The organism is Planococcus kocurii (assembly GCF_001465835.2).
Lineage (GTDB): Bacteria > Bacillota > Bacilli > Bacillales_A > Planococcaceae > Planococcus > Planococcus kocurii.
The window spans coordinates 1,120,417-1,139,066 of the sequence record NZ_CP013661.2 but is presented as its reverse complement, the minus strand read 5'-3'; the positions used below and the strand labels follow the sequence as shown (position 1 = coordinate 1,139,066).

Genomic DNA, 18,650 nt, shown 5'->3' with positions numbered 1-18,650 from the left:
CGAATACGTATGATTAACGAATACGTAATTCCGTTTCACTGTCGAAGAAATGGGCTTTATTCATATCGAATGCCATGTCAATCGTCGAATCAGCTTCCACATTAAAACGTGAATCAACTCGCGCCACAAAATCTTGGTCGTTGACTTTCGAGTACAAAATAATTTCTGCACCCATCAGTTCAGCGACATCAATATAGGCTTGTAGTTTGGTCTGTGGCGAATGTTCTAAAAATAGCGGTTCGTCGTGAATATCTTCTGGACGAATGCCAAGGATTAACTCTTTGTTGTCGTAGCCTTTGTCTTTGAGAACGTTCAATTTGCCATCGGGGATGAAAATAGAAATGTCGCCCATGATAAATTGGTTGCCAACGAGTTTGCCACGCAAGAAGTTCATTGATGGGGACCCAATAAATCCACCCACAAACATATTTTCTGGCAAGTCGTATACTTCTTTAGGTGTACCGACTTGTTGGATAAAGCCATCTTTCATCACCACTAAACGCGTTGCCATTGTCATGGCTTCAGTTTGATCATGTGTTACGTATACCGTAGTGGTTTGCAAGCGACGATGTAACTTCTGAATTTCCGCACGCATTTGCACACGCAATTTTGCATCCAAGTTTGATAAAGGTTCATCCATTAAAAAGACCTTGGCGTCGCGAACAATGGCACGACCAAGTGCAACACGTTGACGTTGCCCGCCAGACAACGCTTTTGGTTTGCGGTTTAAGTAATCATCCAAGCCTAAAATTTTAGAAGCATTGGCAACTCGTGCTTTAATCTCGTCTTTTTTCATTTTGCGCAGCTTTAAACTAAACGCCATATTTTCATAGACAGTCATGTGCGGATACAATGCGTAGTTTTGGAACACCATTGCGATGTCACGGTCTTTTGGCGAGACATCATTGACACGTTTGTCACCGATAAACAAATCGCCTTCAGTGATGTCTTCGAGCCCTGCAATCATCCGCAGCGTTGTAGATTTCCCACATCCCGAAGGACCCACCAATACCAAAAATTCTTTATCGCGAATTTCTAAGTTGAAATCTTGTACGGAAACAACGCCTTTTTCGTACTCTTTTTTAATATTAACTAACGTTAAGCCTGTCATATGATTTCCTCCAATGATTTCTTTGTCGTTGCTTCACAGCTTACCGAACAACCGAAGGCAAGGAAATATCAACAATGCCTAAAAATACAACGCTATTTTTGTGCACTTTTACTTTTTGATTAAAAAAGCTATGTATACAGCTAGTGCGCCTTGAAATTTTCGTACATCAATGCCGGTCTGTTCATAAAATCGATCGAAACGATACTGCAAGCTATTGCGATGCATATGCAAGGCTTTTGCGGTTTCAGATAAGTTTAAGTTGTGACGAACAAATACGTAAATCATGTTCATGGTTTCTTCATCGTCTTGGTAAACTTGCAACACCGACTGTTTAATTTCATCTTGAAGTGTCGCATCGGTTTGGTGCAACAAGAAATACGGCACAGCGTCTGTATAACTTACTACCGCGCGAGTGGAATAAAGACTAGTTATGTTAGCTCCCTCAATCATCGTGCGGTAATGACGAGACACCCCTTCTAAACTTGTCCGAAGCGGACCGACAAAAAAGTGAATGTTGATGTACAAATCACTCATCAATACATCAATAATTTCTTCGTAGGAAAGTGCCTCATCTTCTTTTGAGACGTATTCCACCAGAATGCCTTGGTGATCGTTTTGCCAAAGAATAGAGACAGGTTGCGCATAAAAATCAGTCACGGCTTGTTTAAAAGCAAGTGGACTGATTTGTTTTTCTTGAATTGTAAAATGAACAAAACGAAAAGCAGAAGGCAAAGCAAAGCTTGAGTTATCAGGAGTTGTGGAATCGACTGCAGCAAACCAGTTTTTTTCGTCAGCTGTGAGCATAGGAAATGACGGGTTATAAGGCGCCAAAAAGGTGGTGAGTAATGCCAAGTCTCGCGGCGATAGCTCTGTTTCATGAATGCCAATAATCGTACCGTCTGTAGAAACAAACCATTTAAAAGAAAAGTCAGCAGGCGGCATGCCATGTTCAAGCAGTTGAAGAGAAGGATAGATTTCTTTTAGTTGCGTAATCATTTGGTACCTCTTTTCATGAGTTTTACGATTCTGAAAACGTGCATAATTCATTCATTATACAATAAAGTCAGCTTGCCGTTGGAACGAAGAGAAGTAGACAGCTTTCAAGATTCTCTTGTTTAAATTCATGGTTGGCAATTTAGAAGATTGCTGTATGATGTTAGAATAGTATTCACTTTACGAGAAAAGAGGCGGCGTCATGACAGAATGGTGGAAAAAATCGACGGTGTATCAAATTTACCCACGGAGTTTTATGGATTCAAACGGCGACGGAATCGGCGATATTCAAGGCATTATCCAGAAGCTCGATTATTTGTCAGAACTGGGTGTAGACATTCTCTGGTTGTCTCCAGTGTATGATTCTCCGAATGATGACAATGGCTACGACATTCGTGATTACTACAAAATTATGAATGAGTTTGGAACGATGACTGATTTTGATGAGTTGTTAAACCAAGTTCATGCACGGGGAATGAAATTGGTCATGGACTTAGTCGTTAATCACACATCTGATGAACATGCTTGGTTTTCAGACCATCCCGATTTTTACATATGGCGCGATCAACCAACCAATTGGCGTTCGTTTTTTGGTGGCCTCGCTTGGGACTTCCATGAAGAGCGAAACCAATATTACTTACATTTGTTTTCTAAAAAACAGCCTGATTTAAACTGGGAAAATCCAGAATTGCGTAACGCCGTTTACCAAATGATGCGATGGTGGCTCGACAAAGGCGTTGATGGCTTCCGGATGGATGTCATTAATATGATTTCAAAAGATCCACAGATGAAAGACGCACCAAACGGCGATGGCAGCAGTCAATTTATGAACGGTCCCAATGTTCACACCTATTTAAAAGAAATGAATAAACAAGTGTTGTCTCAATACGACATCGTCACAGTTGGTGAATCACCAGGCACAACGCCGAAAGAAGCACGCGATTATACCGCAGCACAAAATCAAGAACTCAATATGATTTTCACATTTGAGCATATGGATCTTGACCAAGCATCCGGCGAAAAATGGGATTTAAAACCGCTCGATTTAATCGACTTAAAAGAGAATCTAGAAAAATGGCAACACGGATTACACGACGAAGGCTGGAATAGTTTGTACTGGAACAACCACGACCAGCCGCGTATTGTGTCGCGTTTTGGCAACGATCAACAATGGCGGGTTGAATCAGCTAAGATGCTTGCCACGTGTCTTCATTTTATGCAAGGGACGCCGTATATTTACCAAGGCGAAGAACTAGGCATGACGAATGTAAAGTTTGGCTCTATTGCTGCATACAAAGACATCGAAACACTGAATATGTACAAAGAAAAACAACAAGCTGGCGTGTCACACGATGACATCATGAAGAAGATTTATACGAAAGGCCGAGATAATGCGAGAACACCAATGCAATGGTCAGATGAGGAAAATGGTGGTTTCAGTACCGGTACGCCGTGGATTCAAGTTAATCCAAATTACACAGAAATCAATGCGTTAAAGTACCGTGATCCAAATTCAATCTTTCAGTATTACAAAAAACTAATTGCTTTGCGAAAGAATATGGATATCATCACATACGGAGATTTTACGTTATTGCATCGTGAAGACGAAGAATTATTTGCATATCGACGTTCTTGGCAGGATGAGACCTTGACCGTCTACTGCAACTTTTCAAGTAAATCTAAACGTATTACACGACTAGAAGGCAAAAAAATAATTGGCAACTATCCTCGTCACACGGACGAAGACGAATGGGTACTCAAGCCATATGAAGCAATGGTGTATTATCAACAATAAAACGAAGATCATAAGGAGGAGCCATGGAAAAAGTATTAGGAGTCGATATTGGTGGCACCAAAATTCGATTAGGAATCATTAATTCGAGCGGACAAATTTTATACGAGGAAAAAATTCCAACGAACATCCCACTGTATCCTTATCTTGAAGAAAATATCATGCGAATTTTGGCAGAACATCCAGATGTTCAAGCAATCGGCATAGGGACACATGGCTTTGTCGATCCAAAACAAGGGAAAGTTATTTATTCGGCTGACACATTGCCAGGATGGAGCAATACACCCGTTAAAGAATGGCTCGAAAAAGCAACAGGAAAACGCGTCGAAGTTGAAAATGACGCCAATGTGGTAGCCCTTGCAGAAGCGAAGTTTGGTGCCGCACAAGGGTTAAATCGTGTAGTTGTGTTAACACTTGGAACAGGTCTTGGCGGTGGTGTGTTGTGGGATGGCAAGTTATTAAGTGGCGGACCTCACGGAGGTGCGGCAGAACTGGGCCACATGATCCTCCACCCAAATGGCGTCACATGTGCTTGTGGCAGATTAGGCTGCAGCGAAATGTATGTATCGGGTACTGCACTCGAGCGCCGGATTAAAGAAGCTGGCCTTCACATGTCACCTCCAGAACTGTTTCAACAAGCAACTACCAATCCAAGTGCACAGAAAGTAGTCGACGGATTTACAACAGACTTAGCACTTGTCATTAGTAGTTTACAAGCTGTGTTTGACATGGAAATGGTCATTATTGGTGGAGGCGTTTCAGAAGCGGCAGCTATGTGGATGGAAGAACTTCAACAAAAATTAGAGACCGGATTACTCAATCCGGTAGAAGTTGAAGTAGCACGTTTTGAAAACGATGCGGGTATTTTAGGAGCGGCGTTATTGGTGCTGTAACTAGTAATAATTCAACGGAAAGGAGAGTGGACCTTGGTCTACTCTCTTTTATAAAAATAAAAAAATTCAATTTATTTGTAAAAGACATCTTGTGCAAACGTTTTCATGATGATATGATACAACTAATTAATTATTGGGAACACGAACCAGTCCGTTTCCATTTTTTATTTGCAGTTTTGTGCAATCGTTTGCACTACAAATTTAAAGGGGGAATTACAGATGAAGGAGTTAACGTTTAGCAAGGGACTTGTGGCGTCATTGATGCTATCGGCAGCAGTTTTAGCAGGATGCAGTAGTGACGGAGAAAAAGAAGGGTCAGGATCTGAAGGCGAACAAGTTACAGTTGATATTTTCCAATTCAAAGTGGAATTTAAAGAGCAGTTTGAAGACGTTGTTGCACTTTATGAAAAAGAAAACCCAGACGTTAACATCGAAATTACAACAGTTGGTGGAGGAGAAGATTACGGCGCAGCACTTCGCTCACGCTTTGCATCTGGTAACGAACCTGCAATCTTTAACATCGGCGGACCTCAAGATGTAGCGGACTGGAAAGATAACTTAGCAGATTTAACAGACACAGCAGCTTCAGGCGCAGCTCTTGAAGGCACACTTGACGGCGTAACAGTTGAGTCTGAAGTACTTGGACTGCCATACAACCAAGAAGGATACGGCTTTATTTACAACACGCGTCTCTTTGAAGAAGCTGGAATTGATCCTGCATCAATCACGGATTATGCATCACTTGAAGAAGCTGTGAAAACATTGGATTCGAAAAAAGACGAGCTTGGTCTTGAATCAGTGTTCGCTTTCCCGGGTAAAGAAACGTGGGTAACGGGACTTCACTTATCAAACACCTTCTTAGCACCGGAATTCGATAACAATGTATTAACGGCATTTGATGCGGAGTCTGTGGAGTTTAAATATGGAGAAGGCTTTAAGAAAATCGTTGATTTGCAAAATGAATACTCGAAACAACCAACAGTTAGTCTTGATTACTCGCAACAAGTTGAAGAGTTGTTCTCACTTGAGCGCGTAGCGATTATCCAACAAGGAAACTGGGCTTACGGCTCAATCGCTGGCATCGACCAAGAACTTGCAGACAATGGAATCGGCCTTATGCCAATCCCAGTTGAAGGCGTAGAAGATACAGGAATACCAGTTGGCGTACCGATGTATTGGGGCGTAAACAAAAAAGCTGACGAAGCAGTGATAGAAGAATCGAAAGCATTTTTAGACTGGTTATATACTTCAGATGAAGGGAAAAAAGCTGTGGTAGAAGACTTTAAATTCATTCCAGCTTACGAAGGTTACGACACATCGAAAATTTCTGATCCAATGTCGAAAGCTATCTATGAAGCATCTGAATCAGGGAACACCATTGGCTGGGTCTTCATGGGCTATCCAACTGGATGGGGTGAAGATGTACTGGGTTCGAACATTCAGAAATACTTGAGCGAAGAAGCTACTTGGGACGAGGTCATGGAGTCTGCTAAAGAAGCATGGAAGACAGAAAGAGCTAAATAAGTAGCAAGTGATCAATCATTATGAGTGTTTCAAACAAAGTAGCCTCTGTGCTACTTTGTTTTGTTACTAGAGTAAATTAGACTTGTGATTTATAACAGAAATCATTTTACAAAGAATATTCCGCAAACCAACTCCGCTTTCCTGCGGGCTTGCGCCGAACTAACTCGGGCTTAACGCCCGAGTGGATTTCGACACTTCGCTATCCCGCGGGAGTCTCCGTTGGTTTGCTCCATATCTTGGTGAATTGTTAGTAGAGGATACTTAAAAGAAAAAGCGAAAGACGGCGAAGGGCAAAGATGTGCTCCTGAATTGCTCCGCTAGCTTCGTCGCAAAGACTTGCCCTCACAGGTTTCGGCCACTATCTTTCCTGGGGGAAAAGCGGCAGAGGCCGTGCCCGTGGACGCGCCTGTGCTAGAAGATTTGTTAGATACGAAGTGAGAGCGGTTAGTATTGTTACTAAGATTAAATAGAGAAGTGTAAAGCCGCGCCGACCACTTTGGGCATGGCTCCTGCAATAAGCCGAGAAGAGCGCTCGTCTCCGCCTAGCCCGTGGACGCGCCGGCGCTAGGAGCTTGTTAGATACAAAGTGAAAGTAATTAGTATTGTTACTCGAAAAATAAAAGATAGGTAGCAAAACGGCGGAGACGCCTGCGGGAAAGCGAGACAGCCGAGACCCTGCAGGAGCAGAGCGACGAAGCTGCTTGGTGCTCGCCCGCGGAAAGCGTCCGCCTGTAGCGATTTCTTCGCCAACTTCACAAAAAGAACAACTCAAGAAAGGAATGATGCCCGTATGCGTACAAAAGATTTATCTTATTGGTTGTTTCTTGCCCCTGTCTTACTGGCACTTACGCTAGTCGTTATCGTTCCGATGCTACTAGGCGTGTATTACTCATTCACAACTTGGAATGGGATTGATACTGGAGAATTCGTCGGATTCCAAAACTACATCGACTTGTTCAAAGATCAGCGTTTCCTTGATTCGCTATGGTTTACCACAAAATTCTCAGTAGTCTCTGTTATCTTAATTAACGTAATCGGTTTGTCACTCGCACTACTGGTTACAGGTCGCGTGCGTTCTAGCAAATTATTGCGTACAACATTCTTTATGCCGAACTTGATCGGTGGATTAATTTTAGGATTTATTTGGCAGTTTATTTTCATTAAAGTATTTGCAAGTGTCGGCGAAATCGTCGGCATGGAAAGTTTACAAGGCTGGTTGTCGACAACAGACACTGGATTCTGGGGCTTGGTTATTTTGATGAGCTGGCAAATGGCTGGTTATATTATGGTTATCTATATCGCTTATTTGGAAGGAATGCCGAAAGAACTGCTTGAAGCGTCTGAAATCGACGGAGCTTCTTCGTTCCAACGCTTTCGTTACGTCGTATTTCCACTTGTGGCACCTGCGTTTACTGTCAGTATGTTCTTAACTTTATCGAATACGTTTAAATTGTATGACCAAAACTTATCGTTAACAGCTGGTGGACCGTATAACTCCACAGAAATGGTGGCGATGGAAATCTTTAAAACAGCGTTTATGCAAAATGCCTTTGCTTATGCGCAAGCGAAAGCCGTTATTTTCTTTGTGATCGTTGCGCTCATCGCTCTTGTCCAGGTGTATCTGAACAAACGCAAGGAGGTCGAAATGTAATGAAGAAAAAATGGAATGTGAAATTAGAAATACTCGGCTTGTTATTAGCGATTTTATGGCTTGCGCCGTTTTACTTAATGTTCGTCAACTCGTTTAAATCAAAAAAAGAAATTTTTATGGACACCATCAGCCCGCCAGAATCATGGAGCTTCGACAATTACGTGAAAGCTTTTGACGAACTGGATTTTATGCAGACATTATTTAACTCTTTATTAATTACGGTCATTAGCGTTGTATTAATTATTGTGTTTTCGGCAATGGCTGCTTATGCCTTGTCACGCGCGAAAAGCAAGTTGAGTACCGTGTTGTTTTTCACATTTGTGGCAGCAATGCTCATTCCGTTTCAATCGGTGATGATTCCGTTAGTCACGGTGTTTGGTAAATTCGATATGTTAAATCGCGGTGGGTTAATTTTCATGTACATTGGCTTTGGGGCCAGCTTGTCGATTTTCTTGTATCATGGTGCACTCAACAACATTCCGCGTTCGCTTGATGAAGCTGCGACAATTGATGGAGCCAATCGCTTTCAAGTATTTTGGTACATCATTTTTCCAATCCTTAAACCCATTACGGTAACGGTTGCGATTCTTAACATTATTTGGATTTGGAATGATTATTTATTGCCATCACTCGTTATCAATACACCAGGAAGTGAAACTATTCCATTGAAGATGTTCTTCTTCTTTGGTGAATACACGAAACAATGGCATTTAGCTCTTGCCGGATTAACGCTCGCGATTGTTCCTGTTATCGTTTTCTACTTTTTCGCTCAACGCGAAATCATCAAAGGCGTTTCAGATGGGGCAGTAAAATAAGGGAGACGTTCAAATGGCCATCACAATTAAAGACGTTGCGAAGCAAGCGGGTGTCTCACCGGCTACGGTATCTCGCGTAATCGCAGACAATCCGCGAATTAGTACCAAAACCAAACAAAAAGTGCGCGAAGTAATGAAAACGATGGGGTATTACCCAAACTTCCAAGCGCGTAATTTAGTGGCAAATAAAACCCAGACATTGGGTGTGATTATGGAAAATTCAGCAACGCTTGCTTTTCAGAATCCGTTTTTTCCAGAAGTGTTGCGAGGAATCTCTACGCAAGCGCATGACAGTCAATACGGATTGTATTTATCCACAGGGGCCACTCAAGAAGAAATTTACCAAGAAGTGGTCGAGATGGTGCAAGGCCGCCGAGTAGATGGCATCATTTTGCTTTATTCAAAAGTGGAGGATCCCGTTCTTGCTTATTTAAGTGAAAGCAGTTTGCCTTTTGCCGTGGTGGGAAGACCGGATAAAAATTCGCAGTCTGTCAGCTACGTCAACAACAACAACATCCAAACGGCTAAAGAAACGGTGGAATACTTGATCGAGTTGGGTCATCAGCATCTCGCGTTTGTTGGAGGTGCCTCTGATTTTGTCGTGTCCATTGACCGGCTAGAAGGCTATAAACAAGCGCTTCGCGAACATCAAATTCCGTTTGATGCTAATTACATCGTTAACCAAGATGTCATCGAAGGCAACGAACGCGAGTCGATTCGCCGCTTGATGGCACATGAAGTTCCGCCAACCGCCATTGTGACGCATGATGACATGGTGGCATATGAAGTGATCGGTTATTTAGAAGACTTGGAAATTGGCGTACCTGAAGATGTCTCCATCATTGGATTTAATAACCACACCATTTCGAAGCATTTGAAACCGCCGCTGAGCACAGTAGACATTTCAATTTATGAACTCGGTCTGCACGCAACAGAATTGGTTTTAGAGAAAATAACAGACGAGTCGACACCTCCAAAACAAGTCGTGGTTGCATCCCGGCTGATTGAAAGAGGCTCATGCCGCCGTCTTTGAGAGGGATCGAATATGAACAAAACTTGGTGGAAAGAAGCAGTGGTGTACCAAGTGTACCCACGCAGTTTTATGGATTCGAACGGCGATGGCTTGGGGGACTTGAACGGGGTCACCAGCAAATTGGATTATTTAAAAGACTTGGGCATTGACGTTATTTGGATTTGCCCAATGTACAAATCACCCAACGACGACAATGGCTACGATATTAGTGATTACCAAGCCATATTGGAAGAGTTTGGCACGATGGATGATTTTGATCGCTTGATGGAAGAAGTGCACGCGCGCGACATGAAATTGATTATCGACTTGGTCATCAACCATACAAGTGATGAACATCCATGGTTTTTGGAATCAAAATCATCACGTGACAACCCAAAACGCGATTGGTATGTTTGGCGTGACGAGCCGTTAAACTGGGAAAGTATTTTCGGTGGGCCTGCTTGGGAGTTTGATGAAAAAACGCAGCAATATTATTTGCACATTTTCTCAAAAAAACAGCCAGATTTAAATTGGGAAAATCCAGAGGTTCGCCAAGAGCTGTATAACATGGTCAACTGGTGGATTGAAAAAGGAATTGATGGTTTCCGTGTAGATGCCATTAGCCACATCAAAAAAGAATACGCCCACACAGCAGATGCCGATGGACAATTGTTTGTTCCGTCATGGGATAAATTTATGAATGTTGACGGCATTCAGGTGTTTTTGCAAGAACTTTACGATGAAACGTTTAGCAAGTATGACATCATGACGGTTGGTGAAGCCAATGGCGTTTCTGCGGACGAGATCGATGAGTGGGTCAGTGAAGAAACCGGGAAATTCAACATGATATTCCAGTTTGAAGACATTGATTTGTGGAATGTTGAAATCCAAAATGGTGTAAATGTACCTGAGTTAAAAAAAGTATTGAGCAAATGGCAAGAAAAAGTAAACGGCGTCGGATGGAATGCGTTATTTATTGAAAACCATGACAAGCCGCGTGTTGTTTCCACTTGGGGCGATGATCAAACCTACCGGCGTGAAAGTGCGACTGCGTTAGCATGCATGTACTTTTTCATGCAAGGTACACCGTTTATTTACCAAGGGCAAGAAATTGGCATGACCAACGCGCCGTTTGAAGAACTGGAACATTTTGATGACGTGCATACGCATAATTTGTATTTCCATAAAAAAGAAACAGGCATGGAACACGAATCCATTATGACTTTGCTACGTGCAACAAGTCGTGATCATTCACGAACTCCAATGCAATGGAATGCGGGCGCGCATGCAGGATTCTCGAGTGCAATGCCATGGATGGGCGTCAATCCCAATTACACGTGGCTAAATGTCGAAGCGCAAGAACATGACCCGCATTCGGTACTAGCTTTTTACAAACAAATGATTTGGCTGAGAAAACACATGGAAGTTTTTGTATACGGGGAATACAAACTGATTGAAATGGGTCACGAATCTGTATTTGCTTATACACGAGAATCAGCCGATGACAAGGTACTCATCGTCACCAATTTGGGCCAACACCCGTGCTTATGCGGCGTCAACCCTGAAGGTGCAACTTTGCTGTTGGCAAATTATCAACACCCCGACCCTGCACAATTGTTTCCTTACGAAGCCCGTGTTTACAAAATTCCAAAAGATGCTTCTTTTGAATAGACGAACGTCCACGAAAACCCTGTAGAAAGCTTGTGCTTTCTACAGGGTTTTTTACGCTAGAATGGTTATAATGAAACCATAGAATAGTAAGAGAGGGAGTTGTGGATGAAAAATGTGAAACCCTTTTTAATGTTCCAAGGAGGCGTTGCTGAACAAGCTATGACGTATTACACTTCTTTAATTGAGGATTCTAAAATTCATAGCATTAGTCGGTATGGAACAGAGGGACCCGGAAAAGCAGGAACCGTTATTCAAGCGGAATTTGCGTTAAAAGGCCAATCGTTTATGTGCATCGACAGCTATGTGGATCATGATTTTGCGTTTACACCTTCTTTTTCCATTTACTTAACATGTGACAGTGAAAAAGAAATAGATGAACTGTACGAAACCATGGTGCAAAAAGGCAACGCGTTGATGCCTATCGGCGATTACGGCTTCAGTAAAAAGTTCGGCTGGCTCGTCGACCAATTCGGAATCTCGTGGCAACTGAATTTGCCACACGCACATCAAGACGATGCAAGGAGTGAATCATTAATGACAGAGCATAAGATTTACAAAATGACCGCCGCCAAAATTTACGATTGCTACATCGCTAAAGCAGAGCGGAAAAATCGCACCAAAGAAGAAGTCGATGAAATCATTCGGTGGTTTACTGGGTATAGTCAAGATCAACTAGAAGCCGAGCTTGCGCAAGAAACCGCGTTTGCCCCGTTCTTGCTAGAAGCCCCGGCGTTAAACCCTTCGCGCACGTTGATCAAAGGCGTGGTGTGTGGCGTCCGCGTCGAAAATGTGGAAGAACCCACGATGCGAGAAATTCGTTATTTGGATAAATTGATTGATGAGTTAGCCAAAGGCAAATCGATGGACAAAATTTTACGACAGTAAACAAGCTGAAGCTGATTCCACGGAATCAGCTTTTTTTGTAGCGAGCGAAGTGAGGGGGGAGGTTCTTACCCGGGTGTTCGTTGTTTTAACCCGGGTGTTCGCCCCTCTTACCAGTGTTCGCTATCTTTTATCTGCATCTCTTCCATTTTGCTGTCAAAAAGATTACACAGCTTAAACTGGGGTATATTCCTAACAAAGCAGATGCACAAAGGAGCGGATAACGATGGCGTTTGATTATGAGTTGGACTATAAAAATTTAGATTTGCGCAAGCATCCGGAATTGTATCGCGTGGGCAAAGGAGAGCAAGGCGTACTGTTAGTAGAACCGTATAAAGGAGAAATTTTACCACATTGGCGATTTAAAACGCCGGAAATCGCACAAGAGTCGTGCGACAAAATTTCGGAGATGTTTGAAGAATACCGCAAACAAGATGATTTTGTTGGCATGGACATGGCACGTAAATTTATTCAAATGGGCTATACGCGCGCAAGGCGCTATACCAACTACAAAGGCGGCCGCAAATACAATGAAGACGGCAGCATTAAAGAACGTGACATTGACCCTGTGAAGGCAGAGTCTGCAGCTATTTTTAAAAAGCGCTGGGATGAAATTCGCGAAGACGAAGATTACTTAGCTCGCAAAAAGAAACACCAAAAAGAATTTGGGTAGGCATGCATCCTTTACGCACACCGGACGTCAACTACCATAACAACTTACAGAAAATAGGTGGCACAATGAGGAAAGTGGTATTAGCTGGAGGCACAGGGTTTGTTGGGCAATATGTAGAACGAAAGTTTAAAGACCAAGGCTACGAAGTCATTATCATTTCCAGGCAACCTCAACATGTCAATTGGTCCAATCATGCAGCGATTGTTCATGCGTTAGAAGATGCTGAAATGGTTGTGAATTTGGCAGGGAAATCTGTTAATTGTCGATACACAGAAGCCAATAAGCGTGAAATTTTCGATTCGCGGATGGAAACGACCGAAGCGCTGGGCGCCGCGATTTTAAATTGCGACACGCCACCTCCGTTGTGGATCAATGCCAGCACATCCACCATTTACCGACACGCGGAAGATCGGCCCATGACTGAAGCCAATGGGGAATTTGGCAAAGGCTTTTCGGTTGAAGTCGGTAAGGCGTGGGAGCAAGCATTGTTTTCATTTAATTTGAAAACTACGCGTCAAGTCGCTTTGCGGTTATCGATTGTCCTTGGAAAAGACGGCGGTGTCATGACTCCTTATGAAAACATGGTACGGTTTGGTCTCGGCGGTAAACAAGGCAACGGCAACCAAATGTTTAGCTGGATTCACATCGAAGACGTCTACAGAATTATTGTGTACATCCGCGATAACGATGCTATTAGTGGCGTGATCAACACGACATCTCCTGAGCCGGTGACCAATCGCGAACTGATGCAAGAATTGCGCAAAGCCATGAATCGTAAAATTGGCTTGCCCGCTGCCGAATGGATACTGAGCATTGGCGGACGCATCATTGGGACGGAACCGGAATTGATTTTAAAAAGCCGCTGGAGTTTGCCCGAGCGACTGGAACAAGCAGGCTTCCGTTTTGCTTACCCTACATTAGACCGAGCGCTTGAAAACATCCTTAACAAATCAAACAAGTGAACCAATAGCACTAGAAAGTTCTTCATTGGAAGAATTTTTCTACGTGTTATTTTTTTATTTCAAGTTAATTCCTTTATTTCGAGATATTTGGGTTTGAGAGGAATGGTTTGCGGAAATGCTTAGAGAAAGAGGTGAGAAAGTTGAGCATAGACGAAAAAATAATGACGGGAATCCGCAATCGGGATGAGCAAGCGTTAGCAGACTTGTACGATCGTTACCATCGCATCATTTGGAACATAGCCCGCCAAGCTGACCCGAATCATTCTGTCTGTGAGCAACTGGTGACGCATGTGTTTCGCGCGGTATGGACCAAACCTCAAGACTTTATGCACCATCGAAAGCTGCTGGCTTCGTTAATCGACTGCTGTCGAACCCAGCTCCTCTTTTTACACAATAAAACCTAGTCCCTTAACAATTCACACGAGCCGTGAGTTGTTTTTTTTTTTGCGAATAAATTCCTTACAGTTGACCGCTACTTGAAATGAGCGTAGGTTTAAGAATACATAAAAGATTGTTCCATTTGGAACAGTTCAAAAATGAAAGATGGTGTCTGTAATGCCAACCAACAACTCGTCTGAAGACTATGTAAAATTAATGAAGTCATTTGCCAATGTGCAAAAAAGCATGATGCGTTTTATTCAAAAAGCGGCAATGGAAAAAAACGTATCGGTGCCGCAATATTCGATTTTGATGACCATATTTAATTGTCACGAAATGACACAAAAAACAGTGGGTGAGATTACGTACTTGCCGAAAAGTACATTGAGTCAGTCAGTGGATGGTCTGGTGAAAGAAGGCTATCTCAATCGTCAGCAAGTAGCTGGCAATCGTCGCGAAATGATGTTGTCGCTCAGTGAAAAAGGACAACAAATTGTAGCAGAATTTCATCGTCAAGAAGGTGGCTTGTACCAAGTCTTTAAAGGGGCCAGTGAGCAATTTTCAGCTGAACAAGTAGCAGAACTGCTAGAAGCGCATCAAAAAATTTCCAACCATTTAACGGAAGCAGAACTCGAGGTGACAAGCATATGATAAAAGTGTTGAAAAACTTAGGTCCTTATAAATGGATTGTTTTGAGCGTTGTGGCGTTGGTGTTTGCGCAATCGATGGCAGAATTGTTTTTGCCGACCTTAATGGCTGACATTATTGATAATGGCGTGGTCAAAGGCGATCTTCCATACATTTGGAAAATTGGTGGTTGGATGTTAGGGGTTTCCGCAATCGGAGCGGTCGCTGCTGTTTTTGCGAGTTTTTATTCGTCTAAAGCAGCAATGGGGCTGGGTCGTGATTTGAGACAAAAAGTCTTCAAGCATGTTGGCCAGTTTTCGCTGCAGGAATTTGATGAAGTGGGCACGGCGTCGTTGATCACACGGACGACAAACGACATTACGCAAGTGCAACAAGTGGTCATCATGATGTTGCGAATGGTTATTAGTGCGCCGATTATGTTAGTAGGCGGCGTCTTGTTAGCCGTGTCCAAAGATGCAAAATTATCACTCGTGATTATTGGCGCGATGCCGTTTTTGGTGATTGCCATTTTATTGATATTGAAATACGCTATGCCGTTGTTTCAACAAGTTCAAAAACGCATTGATAGCTTAAACTTGGTGGTCCGTGAAAATTTGACGGGCATTCGCGTCATTCGTGCATTTAACCGCGAAACAGAAGAAAAAAGACGGCTGCAAAAAGCCAACCGCGAACTGGCGGATGTATCGATTCAAGTCAATAAAGTCATGGCGTTTTTAATGCCAATGATGATGTTGGTCATGAACCTTACGGTTGTTGCGGTCATATGGTTTGGCGGCCTTCGCATCAATAACGGTGCGATGCAAATTGGCGATTTGATGGCGTTTATTCAATACGTCATGATGATCATGTTTGCGTTGCTCATGGCCTCGTTCATGTTCGTCATGATTCCGCGAGCAGCCGTGTCGGCTAAACGAATCAATGAAGTGTTGGACATGCAGCCGGCGTTTAAAGACGATGGCACGGCTCAAGCTAATGTGGATCGTGGCACATTGGAATTTGATGATGTGACGTTTTATTACCCGGGTGCGGAAGAACCGGCGCTGTCGAATATTAGTTTTCAAGCAAAGCCTGGCGAAATTACGGCAATTATTGGCGGAACCGGTTCTGGAAAATCGACGCTAGTGAATTTGGTGCCACGTTTTTATGAAGTGACCAGTGGGACAGTACGGGTGAATGGCGTGGACATACGCCAAGCATCGCAACAAGAAATTCGTTCGAAAATTGGCTTTGTCCCCCAAAAATCGGTGTTGTTTACTGGCACCATTGCAGACAATATTCGATTTGGCAAACAATATGCCAGCGATCAAGAATTGACGCACGCAGCTCACATTGCACAAGCTAAAGAGTTTATCGATCAAATCGAAGGCGGCTACGCAGCAGCTATCGAACAAGGCGGATCGAATTTATCGGGCGGACAAAAACAACGATTATCCATTGCGCGGGCTTTAATTCGCCAACCGGATTTATACATTTTTGACGATAGTTTTTCAGCGCTTGATTTTAAAATAGACGCCAAACTGCGCAACGCGTTAAAAGACGAAACCAAAAACGCGACGGTGTTGCTGGTCGCGCAACGCGTTAGCACAGTGGTGGATGCGGATCGCATCATTGTTTTGGAAAAAGGCAAAATGGTGGGCATGGGCACCCACGCAGACTTGGTGAAACATAACAACGTATACCGAGAAATTGCCTTATCACAGCTATCAGAGGAGGAAATCGCATGAGCCAAATGGGACCTCCACATGGCGGAGGAAGTATGCCGCCGCAAAAAGCAAAAAATTTCAAAGGTACCTTCCGCCGCTTAGTTTCGTATTTAAAACCGCGACGTAAAAAACTAGCGGCCGTGTTTGTTGTAGCTATTCTCAGCACCGTCTTCACAATCGTGGGTCCGAAAATTATGGGAATGGCGATTACGGAATTGTTTGAAGGTGCCTATGGGAAATTGCAAGGGACGCCGGGAGCGGGCATCGACTTTGGTGTAATTGGTCAAATTCTGACGCTGCTTGCTGGACTTTACGTTTTTAGCAGTGTTTTCAACTACATTCAGCAATACATGATGTCCACAGTAGCGCAAGATACCGTCTACGATTTGCGGCAAGACGTCAACAAAAAACTAGAAAAATTGCCGCTCAAATATTTTGACGGACGGGCAAATGGCGAAACCTTAAGCCGTATGACCAATGACATCGATACGATCGGCAGCACCTTACAGCAAAGCTTGACGCAGTTTATTACGTCAATTGTTACGCTCGTCGGGATTATGATTATGATGCTGACCATCAGTCCATTGCTGACGCTAATCGCGGTTGTTTCTTTGCCGCTATCGTTGTTCGTTATCGGACCCATTTTGAAAAAATCGCAGAAGTATTTTAAGAGCCAGCAAAAAAATCTGGGACGTTTGAATGGTCACGTAGAAGAAATGTACACCGGCCATCAAGTCGTCAAAGCGTTTGGGCACGAAGCAAAATCCAATGAACAATTCGATGCCGTTAATGAAGAGCTATATGATGCAGGACGCAAAGCGCAGTTTATTTCCGGGATTATCATGCCGATGATGACGTTGATCGGCAACTTGAGCTATGTGTTGATTAGTGTCGTTGGGGGTATTTTGGTCACGCAGCGTGCAATTTCGATTGGGGACATTCAAGCGTTTATTACGTATTCCAAACAGTTTACACAACCAATCACGCAGACGGCGAACATCGCCAACATTGTTCAGTCGACAATTGCTGCGGCTGAACGAGTTTTCGAATTGCTGGATGAGGAAGAAGAAGTGAAAGAAGTAACGACTGCTGTTCTTGAACGTGCAAAAGGCGCAGTTGCTTTTGAAGACGTCGATTTTGGTTACGGTGAAAAACGATTAATCGACAAGATGAACATTGATGTTTTACCAGGTCAAACAGTCGCGATTGTCGGGCCAACGGGTGCTGGTAAAACGACTTTGATCAATTTATTGATGCGTTTTTACGAACTGGATGGCGGCCGGATTACCATTGATGGCCTGGATTCACGAGAGATGTCAAGACACGAATTGCGTCAGAACTTTGGAATGGTGTTGCAAGATACCTGGCTCTTTAACGGCACCATTCGTGACAATATTGGCTACGGCAAAACCGGAGCTACGGAAGAAGAAATTCGTGCGGCTGCAGAAGCGGCACACGCCGACCACTTTATCCGCACGCTGCCGGACGGTTATGACACCATTTTGAACCAAGAAGTATCAAATATTTCACAAGGACAAAAGCAATTATTGACCATTGCACGTGCCATTCTTGCCGATCCGCCAATGATGATCTTAGACGAAGCGACATCGAGCGTTGATACACGGACGGAAATTTTTATCCAAAAAGCGATGAGTCAATTGATGGCTGGACGTACAAGTTTTGTGATAGCGCATCGGTTGTCTACGATTAAAGACGCTAGCTTGATCTTAGTTATGGACCAAGGAAAAGTTATCGAACAAGGCACACATCAGCAATTGCTCGATAGAGACGGCTTTTATGCCGAACTATACCGCAGCCAATTTACCGCGAAAGTGGCTGTGTGAAACACAAAAGGTCTACCGCACAAGAGTTGTGCAGTGGACCTTTTGTGATTCTACGATACAAGTAAAAATCACTAGTTCAACCGGTATAGCTTACACGC

General features: G+C 43.3%; 16 protein-coding genes and 1 pseudogene. 15 read left to right on the top strand and 2 right to left on the bottom strand.

What is annotated here, in order from left to right; genetic code table 11:
* Window positions 1-13: 13 nt before the first annotated feature.
* Together AUO94_RS05570 and AUO94_RS05565 are read right to left on the bottom strand one after the other, a co-directional pair.
* Entirely contained in the window at window positions 14-1,111 is a 1,098-nt protein-coding gene (locus AUO94_RS05570) for an ABC transporter ATP-binding protein (protein WP_058386296.1), read from the bottom strand.
* 108 nt (window positions 1,112-1,219) lie between these two features.
* The gene (locus AUO94_RS05565; protein ID WP_058386295.1) at window positions 1,220-2,107 is read right to left on the bottom strand and encodes a PucR family transcriptional regulator; all 888 of its coding nucleotides are present in this window, start codon (window positions 2,105-2,107) and stop codon (window positions 1,220-1,222) included.
* Between the two features lie 199 nt (window positions 2,108-2,306).
* Between AUO94_RS05565 and AUO94_RS05560 the strand changes: the two genes are divergently transcribed.
* The 15 genes and pseudogenes from AUO94_RS05560 (at window position 2,307) to AUO94_RS05490 (ending at window position 18,552) form a co-directional block, all read left to right on the top strand.
* Window positions 2,307-3,899 carry a glycoside hydrolase family 13 protein gene (locus tag AUO94_RS05560; protein ID WP_058386294.1) on the top strand — a complete coding sequence of 531 codons (1,593 nt, stop codon included), beginning with the start codon at window positions 2,307-2,309 and terminating at the stop codon, window positions 3,897-3,899.
* A gap of 23 nt (window positions 3,900-3,922) precedes the next feature.
* Entirely contained in the window at window positions 3,923-4,789 is an 867-nt protein-coding gene (locus AUO94_RS05555; protein WP_058386293.1) for an ROK family protein, read from the top strand.
* Window positions 4,790-5,008: 219 nt separating this feature from the next.
* A complete protein-coding gene (locus tag AUO94_RS05545) occupies window positions 5,009-6,313 on the top strand; it encodes an ABC transporter substrate-binding protein (protein ID WP_058386291.1) in 1,305 nt (434 codons plus the stop codon).
* A gap of 790 nt (window positions 6,314-7,103) precedes the next feature.
* Complete coding sequence (locus tag AUO94_RS05540; protein WP_058386290.1) at window positions 7,104-7,964, top strand: carbohydrate ABC transporter permease; 861 nt, start codon at window positions 7,104-7,106, stop codon at window positions 7,962-7,964.
* Window positions 7,964-8,779: a carbohydrate ABC transporter permease gene (locus AUO94_RS05535; RefSeq protein WP_058386289.1), complete on the top strand. Its 816-nt coding sequence runs from the start codon at window positions 7,964-7,966 to the stop codon at window positions 8,777-8,779. The genes AUO94_RS05540 and AUO94_RS05535 overlap by 1 nt, the downstream gene beginning before the upstream one ends.
* Before the next feature lie 13 nt (window positions 8,780-8,792).
* Window positions 8,793-9,812 carry a LacI family DNA-binding transcriptional regulator gene (locus tag AUO94_RS05530; RefSeq protein WP_058386288.1) on the top strand — a complete coding sequence of 340 codons (1,020 nt, stop codon included), beginning with the start codon at window positions 8,793-8,795 and terminating at the stop codon, window positions 9,810-9,812.
* A gap of 12 nt (window positions 9,813-9,824) precedes the next feature.
* Window positions 9,825-11,462 carry a glycoside hydrolase family 13 protein gene (locus AUO94_RS05525; RefSeq protein ID WP_058386287.1) on the top strand — a complete coding sequence of 546 codons (1,638 nt, stop codon included), beginning with the start codon at window positions 9,825-9,827 and terminating at the stop codon, window positions 11,460-11,462.
* A 105-nt stretch (window positions 11,463-11,567) separates the two neighbouring features.
* A pseudogene (locus tag AUO94_RS05520) lies at window positions 11,568-11,960 on the top strand (VOC family protein); the annotation flags it as partial.
* Window positions 11,961-11,996: 36 nt separating this feature from the next.
* Window positions 11,997-12,347, top strand: a complete 351-nt coding sequence (locus AUO94_RS17005; protein WP_082707577.1) for a DUF2200 domain-containing protein — start codon at window positions 11,997-11,999, stop codon at window positions 12,345-12,347.
* 223 nt (window positions 12,348-12,570) lie between these two features.
* Complete coding sequence (locus tag AUO94_RS05515) at window positions 12,571-13,017, top strand: DUF4385 domain-containing protein (RefSeq protein ID WP_058386286.1); 447 nt, start codon at window positions 12,571-12,573, stop codon at window positions 13,015-13,017.
* A gap of 65 nt (window positions 13,018-13,082) precedes the next feature.
* On the top strand, window positions 13,083-13,979 hold the full coding sequence (locus tag AUO94_RS05510; protein ID WP_058386285.1) for a TIGR01777 family oxidoreductase: 897 nt from the start codon (window positions 13,083-13,085) through the stop codon (window positions 13,977-13,979).
* 131 nt (window positions 13,980-14,110) lie between these two features.
* The gene (locus AUO94_RS05505) at window positions 14,111-14,383 is read left to right on the top strand and encodes a hypothetical protein (RefSeq protein ID WP_237150181.1); all 273 of its coding nucleotides are present in this window, start codon (window positions 14,111-14,113) and stop codon (window positions 14,381-14,383) included.
* A 151-nt stretch (window positions 14,384-14,534) separates the two neighbouring features.
* The gene (locus AUO94_RS05500; RefSeq protein ID WP_058386283.1) at window positions 14,535-15,008 is read left to right on the top strand and encodes a MarR family winged helix-turn-helix transcriptional regulator; all 474 of its coding nucleotides are present in this window, start codon (window positions 14,535-14,537) and stop codon (window positions 15,006-15,008) included.
* A complete protein-coding gene (locus tag AUO94_RS05495; RefSeq protein ID WP_058386282.1) occupies window positions 15,005-16,729 on the top strand; it encodes an ABC transporter ATP-binding protein in 1,725 nt (574 codons plus the stop codon). The genes AUO94_RS05500 and AUO94_RS05495 overlap by 4 nt, the downstream gene beginning before the upstream one ends.
* On the top strand, window positions 16,726-18,552 hold the full coding sequence (locus AUO94_RS05490) for an ABC transporter ATP-binding protein (protein WP_058386281.1): 1,827 nt from the start codon (window positions 16,726-16,728) through the stop codon (window positions 18,550-18,552). Before AUO94_RS05495 ends, AUO94_RS05490 begins: the two co-directional genes overlap by 4 nt.
* The last annotated feature ends 98 nt before the right edge of the window (window positions 18,553-18,650 follow it).

Excerpts from the sequence above, each read along its gene's own strand:
- AUO94_RS05570 (WP_058386296.1), bottom strand. The coding sequence starts at position 1,111 with ATGACAGGCTTAACGTTAGTTAATATTAAAAAAGAGTACGAAAAAGGC.
- AUO94_RS05565 (WP_058386295.1), bottom strand. The coding sequence starts at position 2,107 with ATGATTACGCAACTAAAAGAAATCTATCCTTCTCTTCAACTGCTTGAA.
- AUO94_RS05560 (WP_058386294.1), top strand. The coding sequence starts at position 2,307 with ATGACAGAATGGTGGAAAAAATCGACGGTGTATCAAATTTACCCACGG.
- AUO94_RS05555 (WP_058386293.1), top strand. The coding sequence starts at position 3,923 with ATGGAAAAAGTATTAGGAGTCGATATTGGTGGCACCAAAATTCGATTA.
- AUO94_RS05545 (WP_058386291.1), top strand. The coding sequence starts at position 5,009 with ATGAAGGAGTTAACGTTTAGCAAGGGACTTGTGGCGTCATTGATGCTA.
- AUO94_RS05540 (WP_058386290.1), top strand. The coding sequence starts at position 7,104 with ATGCGTACAAAAGATTTATCTTATTGGTTGTTTCTTGCCCCTGTCTTA.
- AUO94_RS05535 (WP_058386289.1), top strand. The coding sequence starts at position 7,964 with ATGAAGAAAAAATGGAATGTGAAATTAGAAATACTCGGCTTGTTATTA.
- AUO94_RS05530 (WP_058386288.1), top strand. The coding sequence starts at position 8,793 with ATGGCCATCACAATTAAAGACGTTGCGAAGCAAGCGGGTGTCTCACCG.
- AUO94_RS05525 (WP_058386287.1), top strand. The coding sequence starts at position 9,825 with ATGAACAAAACTTGGTGGAAAGAAGCAGTGGTGTACCAAGTGTACCCA.
- AUO94_RS17005 (WP_082707577.1), top strand. The coding sequence starts at position 11,997 with ATGACAGAGCATAAGATTTACAAAATGACCGCCGCCAAAATTTACGAT.
- AUO94_RS05515 (WP_058386286.1), top strand. The coding sequence starts at position 12,571 with ATGGCGTTTGATTATGAGTTGGACTATAAAAATTTAGATTTGCGCAAG.
- AUO94_RS05510 (WP_058386285.1), top strand. The coding sequence starts at position 13,083 with ATGAGGAAAGTGGTATTAGCTGGAGGCACAGGGTTTGTTGGGCAATAT.
- AUO94_RS05500 (WP_058386283.1), top strand. The coding sequence starts at position 14,535 with ATGCCAACCAACAACTCGTCTGAAGACTATGTAAAATTAATGAAGTCA.
- AUO94_RS05495 (WP_058386282.1), top strand. The coding sequence starts at position 15,005 with ATGATAAAAGTGTTGAAAAACTTAGGTCCTTATAAATGGATTGTTTTG.
- AUO94_RS05490 (WP_058386281.1), top strand. The coding sequence starts at position 16,726 with ATGAGCCAAATGGGACCTCCACATGGCGGAGGAAGTATGCCGCCGCAA.